Consider the following 18,181-nt stretch of genomic DNA (forward strand, 5'->3'; position numbering starts at 1 on the left):
ACTTTTTCTTATGCAAAATTTATGCCACTTTCTCATGTCTATTACACTCTATTATTTCAATGAAAACAAGAATCTCGTAACGGTTGATTTTTTAACCACTTTTGCTTGCATTTCTGCTTTTATTCTATTATGTTGGAGAAACAAAGGATGGTTGACTTTTTAACCGCGGTTGAAATTACAACCTGGAAAGGAGTCCTTACATGGAAACGGAAATTGTTATCGGAAGTGAACAGCTAAAACAAGTGATAGAGTTTTCAAGTGATGGCATTTATGTTGTAAATCAGGACGGAATTACAATTCTTGTAAATCAAGCGTACGAAACGATGACTGGTCTCAGTCGAGAACATTTGCTAGGAAAACATATGTCGGAATTAATACAGGAAGGTAAAATAAATGAATCGGTCTCATTACTTGTATTGAAGAAAAAAAAGACTATTTCGCTTGTCCAACAAATCGCAAATAAAAAAGATATGATTGTGACAGGAAATCCCGTGTTTAAACAGGATGGAGAAATCGACTTTGTTGTGACAAGTGTTAGGGACATTACACAATTAGCCCAATTAAAAAATGAATTGCACCGCGCAAAAGCAATGTCACTTTTACAAAACAATCAATATACGTTCTTGTATGGGGAACAAAATGAAAGGTATTTATTCAAAGGTTCAAAAATGAGAGTCATATATGACCAAATCAAACACGTCGCTCCCTTTCCTACAAGTATATTACTACAAGGACCAACTGGAACCGGAAAAGAAGTATTAGCAAATTTAATTCATCATACGAGTAACCGCCAAACGAAACCATTTATTAAAATTAATTGTGGGGCAATCCCAGACCATTTACTAGAATCTGAGCTTTTTGGTTATGAAGCAGGTGCTTTTACAGGAGCGAAAAAAGAAGGGAAAATCGGTGTGCTTGAACTAGCAAACAAAGGAACGATATTACTTGATGAAATTGGAGAAATGCCATTAGCGATGCAGGTGAAACTTTTACGTGTTCTTCAAGAAAAAAAAGTTCAACGAATTGGCGGTACAAAAGAATATCCGATTGACGTTCGCATTATTTCTGCAACAAACCGGAATATCAAACAACAAATACTTGAAAAACAATTTCGCGAAGATTTATATTATCGATTAGCTGTTGTCACGATTGATATTCCACCATTATGCGAAAGACAAGATGAACTACATGAACTGATTTTGTATTTTTTTGAAGCTTTTTGTCAGCGTTATCATTTAACAAAAACAATCTCTGATGATGCCCTCGAAATCCTAACGACTTATCATTGGCCTGGTAATGTCCGACAAGTGAAAAATACAATTGAAAATTTACTTGTTTCTGTTTCAGAAGACGTGATTACAAAAGACCATCTATTCTTTTTCCAATCCGATATCCACCCAATCAGACCCGTTGCCAAACAACATTTAAAAGAACAAATGGAACAAGCTGAAAAACAGATTATTTCCGCTATATTAAAGCAAGCACCGTCCATTAGGCAAGCTGCAAGGGAACTTGGCATTCATCATGCTACTTTATTAGCAAAAATGAAACGGTATAATCTTTTACACGAGAAAACCTAGATTACCGTCATGAATCTGTCATTTTAACAATACATTTATTCATATCACCTCGTATTCGTGAGACCGTATATTCGAACCGCTCACCGCTCGGGTGTTTCGCAACACTTTCAATCATTAATATTGGTAATTGCTCGGAGATTTGCAAATACGTTGCATCATGAAAAGATGGCAAAGTCGCTTGTAAAACGGAATACTCCCTTTTCGGTGTAAATCCAAAGCGACGTTCTAAAAGAAAATATAAAGAGTGAAACGAAGATAAATATTCTTCTAAATGGGGTACAAAGCGCTCGAGTAGAACGGTTGTTGAAAGTGTAATTGCACGGTGTTGAACAAACCGTAATATTTCGAGCTTATAAATCGGCTCACTACAGGTCAACCTCAAATGTTCCATTACTTCTTCGTTCGACGATGTTTTTTCCCAGTAGAGTAGTTGATTTTTATGGTCTTGACCTTTTTGTTCAAGCTGTTTCGAAAATTGAGTAGACGTCGATAATGGAATTGTAATTTTGGGTGGTCTTGCAATGACAAAATATCCTTTTCCTTGCTTTGCCGCAACAAGCTCTAGATTGACAAGCTTTTGCATCGCTTGACGAACCGTATATCGATTGACATTAAACCTTTCACTCAGCTGCATTTCAGAAGGTAATTTTTCACCAATTGTAAATTGTTGCGTCTCGATTTTTTTTATTAAATACTCGGAAATTTGTAATACGCTCGTATCAAGACTTTGTGCCATGCTAATCTCCTATCCTCCCTTTTATTAATGGGATATATTTTTTCGACTATTATTCTGTGTTTGCGGTTCATTTACCCGATAACCTTGACCATAAACGGTAGAAATAAACGTTCGATTGATTTTTTCCCGTAGATTAGAAATGTGGACATCAATTCCTCTACGTTGCAAGTGAACAGCCGTGCTCCAGATGACTTGAGATAACTCTTGTCTTGATAGAGTTTTGCCTTTATTTTGTACGAGGTGAAACAGAAGACGAAATTCGATTGGAGTGAGTTCAATCACTTTTTTTCCATACGTTACTTTCATTGTATTCGCACAAATTTCTAAGCTTCCAATGACATATTTATTTATCGGCTCTTCACTTGGCTCTCGTTCAGTGCGGCGAAGCAATGTTCGAAAACGTGCTAGCAACTCTCGGTGGCTATATGGCTTTGTCATATAATAATCGGCGCCTTTTTCTAGCGCTAACACTTTTGTAAATACATCGGTAACCGAACTGATTATAACTATAGGGACTGCCGCATCAATCACTCGAATATCCGAACAAATATCTATTCCACTAAGTCCTTGTAATTCAAGCTCTAATACGATTAAATCTGCCCCATCGAAAAAGAGAACTTCTTTTAATTCATCAAAACATGTCACTTCCATTACTTTATAGCCTTCTCCTACTAAGTAATGAAAAGACTGAGAAGCTTCACATTCATTAAGAATAAGAATCCTCTGCGCCACCAATTTCACCCCAATCTATTTTTTCTTATTTTACCTTGAGGAATGAGATTTGTTTGTATATCTTTCGTTAACAATCATTTACATTCATGTAAAGAAAAACACAGGAGCGTCTTTTCTTTACTCGAAATGCGAAGCCCTGTCCACCTTGCTATACCATTTTTTTTATATGTAAAGAGAAAAAAGTGCAAAAAAGTCCAATTTATACTTTTTTGCACATCTATTTATATTGTCACTTCTTTTGTTAAACAGCCTTCTTTCATCTTATACGTATGGTCCACAACAGCTTCCATAAATTCTAAATCGTGAAAAATCCCAATCATACTCGTTCCTGCTTGCTTGAGGTTTTCAATCATTTCCTTTACATATCTTTTTGAATTATGATCAAGCGATGCGGTTGGTTCATCGAGCAAAAGGAGTCGAGGTTTTTTTACCATTGCTCTTGCCAAATTTAAACGAAGCTTTTCTCCCCCGCTAAAAGTATTCGGATAGGCATCCCATAGTTTTTCAGGGATATTAAAGTGAAATAACATTTCTTCGGCTTTATGGCTCGCTTCTTGTTTCGATACATTCATTTCAATTAGCGTTTCCATGATGATATCTTTAGCCGTCACTCTTGGGAGCACTTGTAAAAATTGTGATACATAACCGATTTCCTTCATTCGCACTCGTAAAATTTGTTGTTCCTTCACTTGGACTAAATCTATCCTTCCAAACTCATTTGAGTCGTAATAGATTTCGCCTGAAGAAGGCAAATACGTACGAAACAAACATTTCAGTAGCGTTGATTTCCCTGCTCCACTTTTTCCTGTAATACCAATGAATTCCCCTTCTTGTAACTGAAAAGAAACATGTGAACAGCCTATCATTTCTTTTTGCTGCTTCTGATACAATGTAAATGTTTTACATAGGTCGTTTACTTCTAATACGATCGCCATAGTTCTTCCCCACCTACACTTGTATTGAAGATGTTTGTTTAATATAATGTAGCCCACAGACGAGATTTCCTCCAACAAACACTTGTTCAATAATCGGAGTCTCTTCTTTTTCATTAACAACTAATATGTCTGCTGTTTTCCCTTCTGTAATCGACCCAAACTCCTGAGAGATCCCAAGTGCTTTTGCTGGATTTAAGCTAACAAGATTCATAGCAAATGGAAGCTCATATTGGTGCTTTTTCCATAAGTGAAACACCGCTTGAATCATTGAAGGTGGATAATAATCTGAACAAAGGACATCTATTACGCCCTCTTTCAATGCCTCTAATGCGGAAAGATTCTCACTATGTGAACGTCCTAATATGACATTCGGTGCACCCATAACGGTGTGTAAACCTCTTGCTTTCGCTTCTTTTGCGATAGAAAGCTCAATTGGAAACTCACTAATCGAAACGTCCCATCCTTCCATAGCTTCCAATTTATCAATAGAATCATCATCGTGTGAAGCTAAAGGAATATGATGCTTTGCAGCTAAACTAGCTAGTTTTTGTAAAATGCTCGGATCAATTTTCGGTAAGTTTTTCTTTTCTTTTAATATTTCCATTGTTTCTTCTTCTGTATAATGATTTTGACTCATCATTAATTGCTTTTGTAACTCTATATTTCGCCATTGCCCTTGACCTGGTGTATGGTCCATAAAAGAAAGTTGATCGATAACACCATGTTCAATAAATTCTTCAACGACGTGAACAGCTTCTCTGTTTGTAATTTCAAAACGGAGATGTAATTTATGCCGAACTAAATGTTCTTGCCTTGCTAATTCTTTTAGTTTATAAAATAATGACCGAACAAGGTCGTTTTGCCGTAAATACTTATCAGTCCGCTCTCCTAACATACTTAATGAATGATAAATCGTTGTAATTCCTTGAACAGCTAATTTCCGTTCTAATTCAAAAAAAGATAGTTCGATAGGAAAAACACTTCCTGGTCTCGGTTGAATTTCTCGTTCAATCGTATCACTATGTGTATCAATTAAGCCTGGCATAATCCATTTTCCAGTTGCATCAACGTCAGATGAATTAGGTGAGTAAATAGGGGTATTGGTGATGTTTGTGATTCGTCCTTGTTCAATTTCAACGGTTCCATTTTTAATGATCGATGTTGGAGTTACAATATTCCCTCCATAAATACGATAGTTATTCATCCATACTCCTCCTCATTTTGTTACAACATCGAATTAATTAATAGCTGGGAATATTCATGCTGCGGGTCTTCGATAATTTGGTCTGTTAACCCTTCTTCTACAATTCTTCCATTTTTCATGACAATTGTTCGTTGTGTTAACATTTTAATAACGGAAAAGTCATGGGAAATGACGATCATGGCTACATGTAATTCTCGCTGGATTTCACGAATTAAATCAAGTACTTTTGCTTGAACAGAAACATCTAAGCCTGTTGTTACTTCATCTAATAATAATATGGGTGGCTCGTTCGCTAATGCTTTTGAAATTTGAACGCGTTGTTGCATTCCCCCACTAAAATATTTTGGTAAGTCGTCCATTCGTGCTAATGGGATTTCTGTTTTCTTCAACAATTCCTTTGCACGCTCTCGAATTTTTCCAACATGATATAAATCAGCCGTTAATAGCTTTTCAGCGATATTCCCACCACTGCTAAAATCAAGCCGTAACCCAAGATGTGGATGTTGATAAACCATTCCCATCAAATGATTTCGAATCCACCTTTTTTTTTGGTTATTAAGAGTCAATATATTTTCCTGCATTCCGTCATAACAATCTAAATACACTTGACCAGAAGTTGCTTGTTCATCAAAATATAACATTTTTACAAACGTACTTTTTCCCGAACCGCTTTCGCCGACAATACCTAAAATTTCACCGTGATATAAATCAAAACTCAGATTAGAACAGGCAACAATCGAACCACATACAGGACAAATATTACTTCCAAAAGCCGGACCAGTTAGCTCATCACATTGATAGCACCCTTTTCCATATCGTTTTGTCACATTTCTTACTTTCATAATCGGTTCTTGCCAATACGCCGGCTCATTCATCCCATGCCCCTCCTATCATGACTGACTTTCCCGCTTGTTGGTTTCGGCGTTTTAAACAATAGCTCGTATCTGAACAACAATATTGAACGTTTCCTGTTTCTTGATCATAGACTTCATCGAGAAATGATGTTTCGCTATGACAGTACATACAAGATATCCCTTTATGTTTTTCTTTTTGAAACCGATAATCTTCAAACTGCAATGGAATTACATCCGTATGGGGAGGAATCGCATAAATGCGCTTTTCTCTTCCTGCTCCGAATAAAAATAACGTTTTTGCTTGATGAAGTTTAGGTACATCAAATCTAGGAATCGGAGACGGGTCCATAATGTAACGATGGTGAACCGTAACAGGATATCTAGCAGCAATCGTAATTTCTCCCCATTTCACAATATTTTCATATAGAAGAACCCACAATTTGCTATAATCTCTCTCCCCATGCATTTCTCGTGTTTTCTTTTCGCTCGGTTCTACTTTCCGTAATGGCTCTGGCAGTGGAACTTGAAAAACAAGAATTTGTTCTTTTGTCATTTTTTCTTCAGGGATACGGTGCCTTGTTTGAATGATGCTTGCTTGTAATGTATCTGTCGTTGTTTCAACACCGGTTGTTTGTTCGATTAATTCACGAATGTTACAAGCATTCACACTATCATCACAGCCTTGGTCGATGACTTTTACACAGTCATGTTCACCAACAATCGACAGTGTCACTTGAAGTCCACCTGTCCCCCATCCTCTTGCAATCGGCATTTCCCTTGAACCAAATGGGACTTGATACCCTGGAATTGCCACTGCTTTTAAAATTGCACGACGAATTTCCTTTTTCGTATTTTCATCTAAAAAAGCGTAATTGTATTTATTCATCGTCGTCTGCCCTTCTCTCTTGGATTGACCGTAATCTTGAAAGACCTGCTTGAAATGTCACATAATGTGGGAGTTTCCAGTGGGAGACAAAACCTGACGCCTCAATCCCATCAATGTGATACAATACGAATTCCTCATCTTCTGCAGGTGCACTCGGCTCGTCAACTTCCATCGCTCGATCTAATGTCGCCATAGACATTGCCTTTAGTTCATTTTGACCAAAGCAAAGACCATACCCGATTGTATATTTTGCTTCTTCTTTTTTCTCTGTTTCTTTTCGCCCTGCTCGCAGTTTTGCAATGACTTCAATTTCTGTCAGCATGACTTTTCCAATATAGATTTTTTCTTGGTCAAAAATAGGATGCCGAATATAAACAGGTACATAGCCAACTCGAAGTTCTCCTAACGTTGGATGTACACTTCCATATCCTCTAGCTGTTGAATACGCCAATGCCATCATCGTACCTGTTTCTCCTCGTGCCATAGACTGAAGCCGCACAGGTCTTGTTTCAGGAAGCTGAATCGACCTTCTCGTAATATCTTCTTTCTGAATCGTATGAGCATTATTTATTTTCCGGTTTTCAACTAAACCTTGGCTTCGTAACATCTCAATTACTCTCGGAAACGTTGGTATTTCCGTTTGGTTGACAAGGTCAGCATCAGGTAAACATTCCGTTAAAAAAGCTTGAATATCCGCTTCTGATTCCTCAGTTAAGTCAAATTGCAACATTCGTTTACTGTAATCTGTTGTGGGCCCTAGAAATTGACCTCCGGGAATATTTTTAAATGTAGCTGAAATTCTCCGGATCACTTGCATATTTTCTGTATCTACCAAAATAGAATGGTGATTTCGAGGTAATGTCGAGCGAAATGCTCTCATCATAAAGGATGCTTCAATGGAATCTCCTTCTGCTTGTTTTAATGCGAGAGCTGCTAAGTCAGGGTCGTAGAGAGAACCTTCGCCCATCACTTTATCTACAGCTAACCGAAATTGATCTTTAATCTGTTGAATTTCTAAAGGTAAGCTGCCACCTTTTATCCGGTAATAGTGTAATAGTTTTTCTGCTTCTTTAATTGCCTCTTGGCCACCTTTTACAGCAACATACGCCATTTATAGCACCTCCCACGATAAAACACTCGTTCGTGGAACACACAGGACCGTTCCTATTTCATCAACGGCTATAACGTCAAGGCCAAGCGGATAATCTGCATTACAGTCTTGAATTTGTGCTAATAATTTCGTTGACATACCTGAAAGATAAACGGTATTTTCTCCATGAATACCAGGTCCTGATAAAGTTAACCGAACCACTTGTTCTTCTGCTATCACCGGTCCGTTCGAAATATGAGCAACCTGACAAATCATGGTGGTACTTTCATCTGGGTAAGAAAGTGTTCCTCGCTTTAAACAATGAATCTCGATTTCTTCTCTTCCTTTTACTAGGAAAAAATCACATTGGTCCATTTCGGCATATGATGCATAAGTAAGAAGCTGAATCGCTTGAATGCAACTGTTTGCTTTTTCTTGTACATAAAATGTCACTTCACGGTCAAATAATGTTGTAACAACTTGAATGACATATGGATTAAAATCGTTTGTATGCATCCATACTGCTTTTGTAACATGACCTAACGTTCCTGGCCTTGCCATACAATCTAAAATCGTTCGAAAAACTTGTTGGGTTTGTTGTACTTCTGCTAGCAATGTTCACTCCTCCTATTCATCCATCACATCAAAGTTCACCTTTGTCCGATTCATCATGACAAACTGTTTCTTTTTTTCAAACTCTTGCTGATGTCTCTTTACTTCAAGCCATTTCTCAATCTCAATTTTTATATCAACCCACTTTATTGAAGGGGAATGTAAAACGGCATCAATAATGGCTAACGCTTTTCCTTTTTGTTCATGTTGGCCAAGGATAGCACTAAAACCTAAATCCCCATCAACAGATACTGTACATTCGGTAATTAACAGTTCTCCGAGATTAAACATTTGCTCTTCGACTGATTCTTTAACTCTCATCATGACCAGACCAAGCTCAGGCTTTTTCATGACCGTTACTTCGGCCACTTCTTCAATTTGACCCACCCACTGAACTAACTCTTCTAATGGTGCTTCTGCTAGCACTTCTGAACGTAATGTTTGTTCCACAGCTTTAACCCCTTTCTGTTTCATTGATTCGATCATAACTTGTCGCCAACTTAGGAAAGGTTTTGTTTTTGTAAGAGATATGTAAACACAATGTAAAGAAAAACGCGGAGCGTCTTTTCTTCCTAAACCAAAATTTTTATGCTTTCTTTTCTTTTAAAAAAAGGTGTTCAAAAAGATTGTAATACATCTTTTTGAACACCCTTTTTCCGAATGAATTAATAAGAATGGGCACTCTCTCGTCTTCTTTTTAACGCTTCCACATTTTCTAATCCTAGATTTCTACATCCCAACTCTGTAGGACCATACTCTCCGTGGAAGTCAGACCCACCAGTTTGGACTAGGTTATAGGCAGCTGCAATATGTTTACAATGCTCCTCATCTTGTTTCGTATGATCAGCATGATAGACTTCAATTCCTTCTAATCCATAGTTGACCCATTCTGGAATCGCATCATAATTATTAAACTGACCAGGATGCGCAATAACCGGTACACCACCGGCCTCTTTAATCACACGTATTGCGTCTAACACATCAATGTATTGAAGCGGTATATACGCTTTCCCTTGCTGACCGTCTTGAGTTCTTCTTGAAAAAAGAATTTTGTATAATGGACTATAAATTTCATCTGTATACCCTGCTTCAATTAGCGCGTGCATAATATGTTGCTTGTACACTCCTGTTCCTTTTTCCGCATATTGACACACTTGTTCCCATGTAATCTCGTAACCTGCCTCGACTATTTTTTCGACCATAAGCTTGGAATTTTTATGTCTCCCTTTAATAAATGGGTTGCATAATCCTTCAATTGCAGGATGGTTCGGTATAACATAATACCCTAAAATATGTGCCCTAGTGTTCCGTTTAAAATCAAAAGCTGAGATTTCAATGCCTGGGATAATCTCGATTCCTACTTCTTTACCAATGCTAGACGCTTCTTCTAATCCCTTTGTTGTGTCGTGATCGGTTATCGCTAAATGTGTAATTCCCTTTTGTTTTGCCAAATGAATAACTTCATGCGTGGACATTGAGTTATCTGAAATATTTGTATGACAATGCAAATCAATAGTCATAATCTTCCTCCTGTTCAGTTTGAACTCTCCTTTTTCTCCACCCTTAATATTGCCATTTTAATATGGAGTAATTGTGAGTCTACTGTAAAACACTGTTCAGATTTTATTAATAGATTGTTAAAAGAAGACGTCTTGCAAAATTTTATGCTTTCTTATATATTAAAAAAGCTCAAAGGAATTTTCCTTTGAGCTTTTTGCGTTCGTTTCGGACATATGTTCCGCTATTCTCAGTATTTATGCGATTTTTCCAATTGTTACGGACACCCGTTCCGCTATTTCCTTAGTTCCTGCCTCTATAGCGGCTTTAAGGGTAAAATAACGGAACAAATGTCCGAACGGAGGAGATATTCTGCCCTTTTTTCTAGAATAGCGGAACCTATGTCCGATAGCGTTCACCAAAGGGTTACTCATCATGCTCTAGTTGTTGTTTTCGATTCTCTACACTAAGAAACACTCGATTGGTAAGAAACATAATGATAAACGCTGGCAAACTCGCTCCGAAAAAGATAAAGATACCTGGAATATTAGCAAAAATATAATAAACCGCGATTAAACTAAATAAAATACTTAGCGTATATAAAGGGGAGACGAACCCGAACAACACAGCTTTTTGAAAATACCGAAAAAATGAAAACTCATAATGAACATAGACCGGAAAAAGAAAAACAACCATAACACTAACAAGTAACACTAATATTAGTAAACTAGCAAAAATAAAACTTTGGACTGAGCCTTCCACTTGTTGCAGTAAAATGAAGTCAAAATAGATGACAAAAGCTATGGTCCCTAACACTAAACCAAAAGCATTCGCCTTGAAAAACTCTTTTTTCACCGTTTGAAAAAAAGTTGAAAAGATCGGTATATCTACATCACCACGAAGCCACTTTCGTATGACTGTATACGTGGCTACTGTTGCTGGCATAACTCCAAATATAACAAGACCTAGCAACGAAAATAATACCCATAGCAAATGTAAATAGGCTAGCCTTACGACCCACTCACAAAGTTGGTAAAGAAAACTCCCTTGTCTCAGCATGTCGCCATTCCTTCCTGGGGTGTCAGTCACCCCAAAAAATCTCACCATTAACACTTCATTATAGTTGGTTAGTAGAAAAAGAGCAACGCTAGAATCGTTGCTCTTTTTCGTATTATGCTGGTTGACAACATGGATTCATTGGTTGGACTTTTGTTTTCTTAGATTTTAAGAATAACCAGATGCTCCAGCTTTTCGTTTTAGGTTTTATAGAATAATTTGCTTCTTTAAATTGTTGATAGATTTCGTTTTGTTTATATTGTCGCTCAGCTTGATAGAATAATTCGTGTCTCATTTTCTCATTCTCCTTTTATAGGCAACATTCGCCTGTTATGCTTTCATTAGATTGCTCGACATCTTCCCAAGTATAGAAAAATTCCCATTCGTTTCCATCAGGATCTGTTATCCAAAATTTATCTTGTCTCGCATAACAACAAACAGTGTTTTCTTCGGAAAATAAAGCTAGTTTTGCTTGTTTGATTCTGTCTTTTTGTTGTTCAATATCTTCTGGTGCATCCACTTGAATTCCAAAATGCCCGACTTGATTACCAGAAACGCTGTCTTTAGCATTTAACGTGAAATTCAAATGTAAATCTTTAATTAGAAATTTTGCATAATCTTCTTTTACTTTCACTGGCTCCTCTCCAAATAAAATCGAGTAAAATCGAATGGACTCCTCTACATTTGTTACGTTTAATCCAACATGTACATTCATTCATAACCTCTCCTTTAATCAATTATTTTTGATTAATAAATCAATAAAATTTGATTTATTATGTATAAATGAACGTCAGAAAATTATTTCTGACGAAACAAACAACACAATTCTTCTGAAAGTAAATGGTTCACTTGGGTATCATTTAACTCATAATAGCTCCAAGTCCCTTTTGTTTCCTTTTTTATCAGTTCTGCATCTAATAGCTGCTTTAAATGGTATGATATTTTAGATTGAGGCATATCAAACATTTCACTCAAATCACAAACACATACTTGCCCTTGCAAACTAAGAACATTCATAATTTGAAGACGTCTTGTATCTGCTAATGCTTTAAATTTCTTTTCATAGAAAGAAAAATCTTCTTGCTCTTTTGAGAGGTCAATAAGCGGGATTGATTTTAACAAGTAAACCACCTCATTTGTTTTCTTACTTGTTATATTATACCTGTTTTTCCGAAAGTGCAAGCATTAAATCAAAAAAAGTTGATTTATTTTTCAACAAACAAATCGAGCTTAGTTTTTCCCTAAGCTCGATTTGGCCCTTAATGCGTATACGTAAACCAATCGGTCGTATATTGTGGACCTGATTTTTCGTAAGTAAAGCTATATTCCAGTTGGTCTCCACTAGATAAATTTCCTACAACTCGCTTCCATTCTCCATGGCTTTCGTTCATGCGATAGTTTAATTGAGGTCCATTGTTAATTTTTATATGCAAATCAACATAAAGGGCCGTTGTAACAGGTTGAAAAAAAATCGTTGCCTCTTGTTTTGACTTATTCGTAATTCCTGCTAGAAAGTCGTCGTCTGCTATCACATCATCATTTCCAGCTTGCGGCGAGAATTCAAACCAATTTACATTCATTAAATCTGTGTTCCCATCTCCAACAAACACTAAGTACAAATCGTGAATGCCGCTTACATTGACCGGTCCCTTAACCGTAACCCATTCCTGCCAGCCACCTGTGTTTGTTACTTCAACCGTTCCGAGGAGCGTACCTGTTACACTCCCTATTCTAAATTCAATCATTCCTCCTCCTGTTTCCGTTGCAACCCGAACTTGAACAGAAGAAGCTCCATTTCTGAAATCAACACTCTCATATTTAACCCAATCACCTGACGAAATCCAGCCGATATTCTGTTCACCGTCAATATCTTCAGTTTGTTCTGTTTGAATCCCACTCATCTCATCATACGTTTGGGCTTGAATTCGCTCAAATCCATTGCGAGGTCCTTCAGGTTGACCCGGAGCAGGCTCTGTTGGTTCATCCGGATCTCCATCACTCTCCCCGTTTCCAATGTTAAACCGATTTGGTTCAACCTCTATTGTATGTCCATCAGAAAAACGAACTGTGATCGGTTTGTTCGAGTAATTATAAGCGATATATGTTCGTTCCCCATTCTTGGTAAACACGGCATAAATCGGGTGATCTGCTGTAACAGAAGGGTCCACTTGACCAAGCTCGTATAAGTTGTGAATCCAATGATACGTATGTGCTTTCGTACTGCCTCTTTCTATCCATTTTTCATCACCAGGATTAAACAGTCCATACTCGTCAATAGAAGCTTCCATTTGTTGCAATGCATCAGCTGGATTGGATAAAGCTCGGTACATCCACACCATATTTGACCATAAATTCCAATCTGTAGACCCATTTTCAGTTCGTAGTGCATCATAAGCTCGCTCGACATAATCAGGATGATGACCTAAATAAAGGGAGCCGCCATGGAATGGTAGCCAATTAATCGCATATTTTTCAACCATTCCCGAATGCCACCATGTTGCATGGTCCATCTTCCCTCCCCAATTTATCGTCACAATTTCCGGACCGTATTCTTCCGGTAAAACCTCTTCATGTACGTCAAAAAAATACTCGTTAATCGCACTCATTTCAGTAGTGTACAAGTAAATGGCACGATCTCGTAGCTCTTTGTTCCCTGTCGCTTCTGCCCATAAAATGACATTTGTCCATGCATGCATTGCTTCAGAGGAAGACTCCTGATTATTCCCGGAATCAAATGTAGCCAACCCATCAGCCCACGAATTCCCTGAGTATGGATCAAACATTCGAATATAAGGGAACATCTCATCGTCTCGACCACCAGCAAAATCTCGTATTAATAACTCTACCATCCCTCCCCAATTTTCCTCTGCTGCCCAATGAGCATCAGTACGAGCAATTTCTGCAGCTGCTTTTACAAAATAGCCATAATGAAAATGGTGATCATTAATTCGTGTCGCTGAGCTATGTGCAGCATGATAGCCTAACAACGTTCCCCAATTCTCATTATAATAAAATAAATTTCTTCCCTTCAATTTCCCATGGCTATCTGTCGCTTGAAACCAATCTTCTAAAATAATCTTTAATTCATCTCGGAACTGTTCAGCCAGCTCCGCTTCTCCCATTTGGTCAGCAATTGGTGCAAGCGTTGCAAGTTTCCCTAAATATTTTCCTAACTCATACGTATCAGAACCTGTTGGATAATGTGATTTCGCATTTTCGAGATATGATTTAAGTCGTTCTCTGTCATAGTTCCCTAAATCAGGTAAGGATGGCAACACCCCTGTGTACATTAATTCTGTTGAAAACTCTTTCCCTGGTAACATAAGCATGTTTCCACGGATCGTTCGAATGCGATAATCATCTAACAACTGCTGTTCTGAACCTTGTGTTAAATGACGGTATTGATGTGGATAAAGGGCAAAAATCGTTCCATCTGGAGCACCTTGTCGCTTCGCTTCTGTTGTGACTTTATACGTTGTGTTCACTTTTCCTGTCGTTTCATTATATTCCCAATCTGCAGTAGCATCACGAACAACTGAATAGGCATATTCTTCAAATTGCTGTAACGTTTGAACACGATCATCTGGCAATTTTGCAATAGAGACAAAATCACTTTCAGTTAAAAGTGTTTTCGAATCAAGGCCTGTCCAATTTTTCCCTGGTAGGGCAAACGCAGCATAATGCTTATTATCATGAGTTGAAAACCCAATAATATGTCCCTGATTTCCCCAAATCGTCGGCTGAATATCAAATGTTAGTTCAGCAGCCCCCTCTTCATATTCAACAAAAATATAAGGCGACCCTACTCCATAAGTGACACGCATTTTCCTTGCGCCATCTTCAAGTAACCCTCTAACATACCAGTCATTATAATCATCAACTAGGGCATGTTGAAACTGCTTTGTATTTGAATGACCAATTGTAAAGTCTGTGCCTATTGCTCCGTTGATATGCCAAGTTCCCGCTTCTTTATTTTGGTGGACAACCATATTATGAGGAGCATCATAAAAAACATGGAAGCCTTCTTTTCGGTGACGAACACTAAAAGGATGAGGATATTGGTTCATCGAAAACTGCTCAACAGCTAACGACCCCCACCAAGTATTTGTTTGCATTGGCCCAGTCACATGCTCCGAGCGATAAATAGTTTCTGGGGGTTCTCCTTGTTGCGCTTGAAAACCAGGATCAGAAATTCCACCGTAATCAATTGTCGGAAAAACGGTTGAATAACTTCCATTTCCTACCGATACTTCATTTGTATTAGCCACCGCTCCGCTACCCATCGAAATGGCAATAAAACCAAAGAATAAACACATTAGTACTCCAACAAAATTTCTTCTCATCCAATTCCTCCTTCTTTTAATTTCATGCTAAAAACTAAAGCGCTTTCGAAACTCTCCATAGTTTTCTCCTAGTCAAACTCATGATAGAAACGCAACTTTTATCTACTCTTTGATTTGCTTTAAGACTAGTATGGAATAGGACAACATGTCAACAGTGTTATCAGAATATTCAGCAACTCAGTTCAATCGTTCTATATAGTCAACAAAAGGCTACAAAATCCATCATTGCTAGCCATGCGATTCTCACAGTACTTATAATCTATGTTTTTGCAAAAAAAAGGAAGCCCGACAAAGGCTCTGTTTCCACCTTTGTAAGGACTTCCTGAAGTAACTGATTACACCTAAAACTTAAAGAAGTTCATTGATTTGTTTCATTAACTCTTCCTTTACAGTTTCTAGCCATGATTGGCTCGCCATTAATGTTTCTCGTTTCACACTAAAGTAAAACTTAATTTTCGGTTCTGTGCCAGATGGTCTCATACAAACCCATGTACCATCTGCTAATGTATATTTTAATACATTCGAAACAGGTAAATCGATTGTTTCCTTTTGATTTGTGTCCAAATATAATCGCTCACTGCTTAAAAAGTCTTCTGCAAACGTTACTTTTTGTCCGGCAATAGACGTAATCGGATTTAAGCGGAAATGAGCTAAAATCGACTGGATTTTTTCCACACCCGCTTTTCCTTTTAATGTTAACGATTGTAAGCCTTCTTGATAGAATCCATACTTTTCAAACACTTCAAGCAAACCATCATATAAAGTCATACCACGTTGCTTATAATATGCCGTTATTTCAGCTGCCATTAAACAAGCTTGAACTGCATCTTTATCACGAACAAAATCACCAATGAGGTACCCATAGCTTTCTTCATAACCAAATAAAAACGTTTTGCTATTCTCAACCTTGTACTCATTAATTTTTTCACCGATAAACTTAAAGCCTGTCAGCGTATCGACGCACTCTATCCCATAATGTTTGGCAATCGTACGTCCAATATCAGAAGTAACGATTGTCTTTAAGACAACCCCATTTGAAGGAAGTACTCCTTGTTGTTTCTTTTGAGAGAGAATATAGTCTAGCATAAGAGCACCTGTTTGGTTTCCTGTTAGTACTTGATATTCACCGTCATGATTTTTTGTCGCCACACCGACTCGGTCCGCATCAGGATCAGTTGCGATTAACACATCGGCTTGAATTCGGTTACCAAGTTGAATAGCAAGGGCAAATGCAGCATGTTCTTCTGGATTAGGTGAAGCAACCGTTGAAAAATTAGGATCTGGTAGTTCTTGCTCTTTCACAATCTCTACATTCGTGAACCCTGTTGTTTCAAAAATCCGTTTTACTGGGATATTCGCCGTTCCATGAAGTGGTGTGAAAACAATCGAAACATCTTTTCCATTTTCTTGAACCAGTTCTGGATTGACAATAATCGTTTGTAATTCTGTATTATAAGCAAAATCCACTTCTTCACCGATAATTTTTAATAGCTGAGATGCTTTTAATTCATTTTCATTTCCTACTTCAATCGCTAACTCATCTTCTACTTCATTTACTTTTTCGACTAAAGCATCCGCAGGGCCTGGTGGCAACTGACAACCATCTGGTCCATACACTTTAAAACCATTGTATTCAGGCGGATTATGGCTTGCTGTAATAACGATACCTGCATAAGCATGCAAATGCCGCACAGCAAAAGAAAGCTCCGGAGTAGGTCGCAACTCTTGGAATATGTATGTTTGGATCCCATGGTTTCCTAACGTTAACGCCGCTTCTAGCGCAAACTCAGGTGACTTATGTCTTGAATCATAGGCGATGACAACGCCTTTTTTCTTTGCTTCTTCTCCAAAACCTTCAATATAGCGAGCTAATCCTTCTGCTGCTTTTCTAATTGTATACGTGTTCATTCGATTTGGCCCAGGTCCGATTTCGCCTCTCATACCACCTGTTCCAAACTCTAAGTTTTTATAAAAGCAATCTTCAAGCGCAACTTCATTTCCTTCGAGCTTTTGTAAAGCTGCTTTTAGTTCTTGATCTAATGCATAATTTGATTTCCACTTCTCATACTCTTTTCTCCAGTCCATAGTGGCCTCCTTTAAAATCTCTCTACCTATATTTACTATAATAAAGGTTTTTTAGCAAAAAAAGAATAGAGTTTTTGTGATAATCACTAGTTTAATTAATAAAGAAAAACGCGGGAGCGACTTTTCGTTTCAAGCGAAGTGCGGAGCCTTCGCTCTTCTAGAATAAGCTTTCAAAGCTTCAGTGCTATACCAAAATTTTTATACGTTCTTATCTTTTAAAAAAGAGGCTGGGACAAAACAGTAAATAAAAAATGAGTGGCACTCACCCTGATGAGTTGGGGTGAGTGCCACTCTTTATTTTACATTTTTAGATTTTAGTAATTTTTAGGATTTAAATAAGGATACCATCTGATAAAATTAAAGTAACCACACAATAACTTAACGGAGGTATCCTTATGTTTAAACATTATACCATGAATCAAATCATTTTACCGCTAGATTTAGAAGTAAAACTTCAAGAAAATGATATTGCCTACGCCGTCAATGATCTCGTAGAACAGATTCCCGATGAAGCATTCGCTAGCTTTTTACGTGAAACGGGTAACCCTGCTTATCATCCACGGATGATGAT

The 18,181-nt window shown here is 37.6% G+C and carries 17 protein-coding genes and 1 pseudogene; 2 read left to right on the forward strand and 16 right to left on the reverse strand.

Annotated features, from left to right (window positions below):
- The first annotated feature begins 200 nt into the window (after positions 1-200).
- On the forward strand, positions 201-1,580 hold the full coding sequence (locus T323_RS0106645) for a sigma-54 interaction domain-containing protein (protein WP_035177927.1): 1,380 nt from the start codon (positions 201-203) through the stop codon (positions 1,578-1,580).
- Positions 1,581-1,587: 7 nt separating this feature from the next.
- Here T323_RS0106645 and T323_RS0106650 read toward each other — a convergent pair whose 3' ends face one another.
- The 16 genes from T323_RS0106650 to T323_RS0106725 form a co-directional block, all read right to left on the reverse strand.
- A complete protein-coding gene (locus T323_RS0106650; RefSeq protein WP_026672577.1) occupies positions 1,588-2,316 on the reverse strand; it encodes a GntR family transcriptional regulator in 729 nt (242 codons plus the stop codon).
- Positions 2,317-2,340: 24 nt separating this feature from the next.
- Positions 2,341-3,048: a response regulator transcription factor gene (locus tag T323_RS26165; protein ID WP_026672578.1), complete on the reverse strand. Its 708-nt coding sequence runs from the start codon at positions 3,046-3,048 to the stop codon at positions 2,341-2,343.
- Between the two features lie 221 nt (positions 3,049-3,269).
- Positions 3,270-3,983, reverse strand: coding sequence for a phosphonate C-P lyase system protein PhnL (phnL, locus tag T323_RS0106660; protein WP_026672579.1), 714 nt, complete (start codon positions 3,981-3,983; stop codon positions 3,270-3,272).
- Between the two features lie 13 nt (positions 3,984-3,996).
- Positions 3,997-5,187, reverse strand: coding sequence for an alpha-D-ribose 1-methylphosphonate 5-triphosphate diphosphatase (locus T323_RS0106665; RefSeq protein ID WP_026672580.1), 1,191 nt, complete (start codon positions 5,185-5,187; stop codon positions 3,997-3,999).
- A 20-nt stretch (positions 5,188-5,207) separates the two neighbouring features.
- On the reverse strand, positions 5,208-6,062 hold the full coding sequence (locus tag T323_RS0106670; RefSeq protein WP_026672581.1) for an ATP-binding cassette domain-containing protein: 855 nt from the start codon (positions 6,060-6,062) through the stop codon (positions 5,208-5,210).
- A complete protein-coding gene (locus T323_RS0106675; protein ID WP_026672582.1) occupies positions 6,055-6,927 on the reverse strand; it encodes an alpha-D-ribose 1-methylphosphonate 5-phosphate C-P-lyase PhnJ in 873 nt (290 codons plus the stop codon). Before T323_RS0106675 ends, T323_RS0106670 begins: the two co-directional genes overlap by 8 nt.
- Positions 6,920-8,038 (reverse strand): carbon-phosphorus lyase complex subunit PhnI, encoded by a 1,119-nt coding sequence (locus tag T323_RS26170; protein ID WP_035177931.1) that lies wholly within the window; start codon positions 8,036-8,038, stop codon positions 6,920-6,922. Before T323_RS26170 ends, T323_RS0106675 begins: the two co-directional genes overlap by 8 nt.
- Positions 8,039-8,632 (reverse strand): phosphonate C-P lyase system protein PhnH, encoded by a 594-nt coding sequence (gene phnH, locus T323_RS0106685; RefSeq protein ID WP_026672583.1) that lies wholly within the window; start codon positions 8,630-8,632, stop codon positions 8,039-8,041.
- A 12-nt stretch (positions 8,633-8,644) separates the two neighbouring features.
- Positions 8,645-9,079, reverse strand: coding sequence for a phosphonate C-P lyase system protein PhnG (gene phnG, locus T323_RS0106690; protein WP_026672584.1), 435 nt, complete (start codon positions 9,077-9,079; stop codon positions 8,645-8,647).
- A 215-nt stretch (positions 9,080-9,294) separates the two neighbouring features.
- The gene (locus T323_RS0106695) at positions 9,295-10,149 is read right to left on the reverse strand and encodes a PHP domain-containing protein (RefSeq protein WP_026672585.1); all 855 of its coding nucleotides are present in this window, start codon (positions 10,147-10,149) and stop codon (positions 9,295-9,297) included.
- 403 nt (positions 10,150-10,552) lie between these two features.
- Complete coding sequence (locus T323_RS0106700; RefSeq protein WP_026672586.1) at positions 10,553-11,185, reverse strand: YesL family protein; 633 nt, start codon at positions 11,183-11,185, stop codon at positions 10,553-10,555.
- Between the two features lie 112 nt (positions 11,186-11,297).
- Positions 11,298-11,477 carry a hypothetical protein gene (locus T323_RS0106705; RefSeq protein ID WP_026672587.1) on the reverse strand — a complete coding sequence of 60 codons (180 nt, stop codon included), beginning with the start codon at positions 11,475-11,477 and terminating at the stop codon, positions 11,298-11,300.
- Between the two features lie 15 nt (positions 11,478-11,492).
- Positions 11,493-11,897, reverse strand: a complete 405-nt coding sequence (locus T323_RS26175) for an ArsI/CadI family heavy metal resistance metalloenzyme (RefSeq protein ID WP_035177935.1) — start codon at positions 11,895-11,897, stop codon at positions 11,493-11,495.
- An 83-nt stretch (positions 11,898-11,980) separates the two neighbouring features.
- Positions 11,981-12,304: an ArsR/SmtB family transcription factor gene (locus T323_RS28750; RefSeq protein WP_281175722.1), complete on the reverse strand. Its 324-nt coding sequence runs from the start codon at positions 12,302-12,304 to the stop codon at positions 11,981-11,983.
- A gap of 137 nt (positions 12,305-12,441) precedes the next feature.
- Positions 12,442-15,525, reverse strand: a complete 3,084-nt coding sequence (locus tag T323_RS0106720; RefSeq protein WP_026672589.1) for a glycosyl hydrolase — start codon at positions 15,523-15,525, stop codon at positions 12,442-12,444.
- Positions 15,526-15,873: 348 nt separating this feature from the next.
- Positions 15,874-17,610, reverse strand: a complete 1,737-nt coding sequence (locus T323_RS0106725; protein WP_026672590.1) for a phospho-sugar mutase — start codon at positions 17,608-17,610, stop codon at positions 15,874-15,876.
- 395 nt (positions 17,611-18,005) lie between these two features.
- Between T323_RS0106725 and T323_RS28755 the strand changes: the two are divergent.
- Positions 18,006-18,181, forward strand: a pseudogene (locus T323_RS28755) (IS5/IS1182 family transposase); the annotation flags it as partial.

The sequence above is a fragment of the Alkalihalobacillus bogoriensis ATCC BAA-922 genome, from assembly GCF_000621445.1.
Classification (GTDB): Bacteria; Bacillota; Bacilli; order Bacillales; family Bacillaceae_F; genus Bacillus_AO; species Bacillus_AO bogoriense.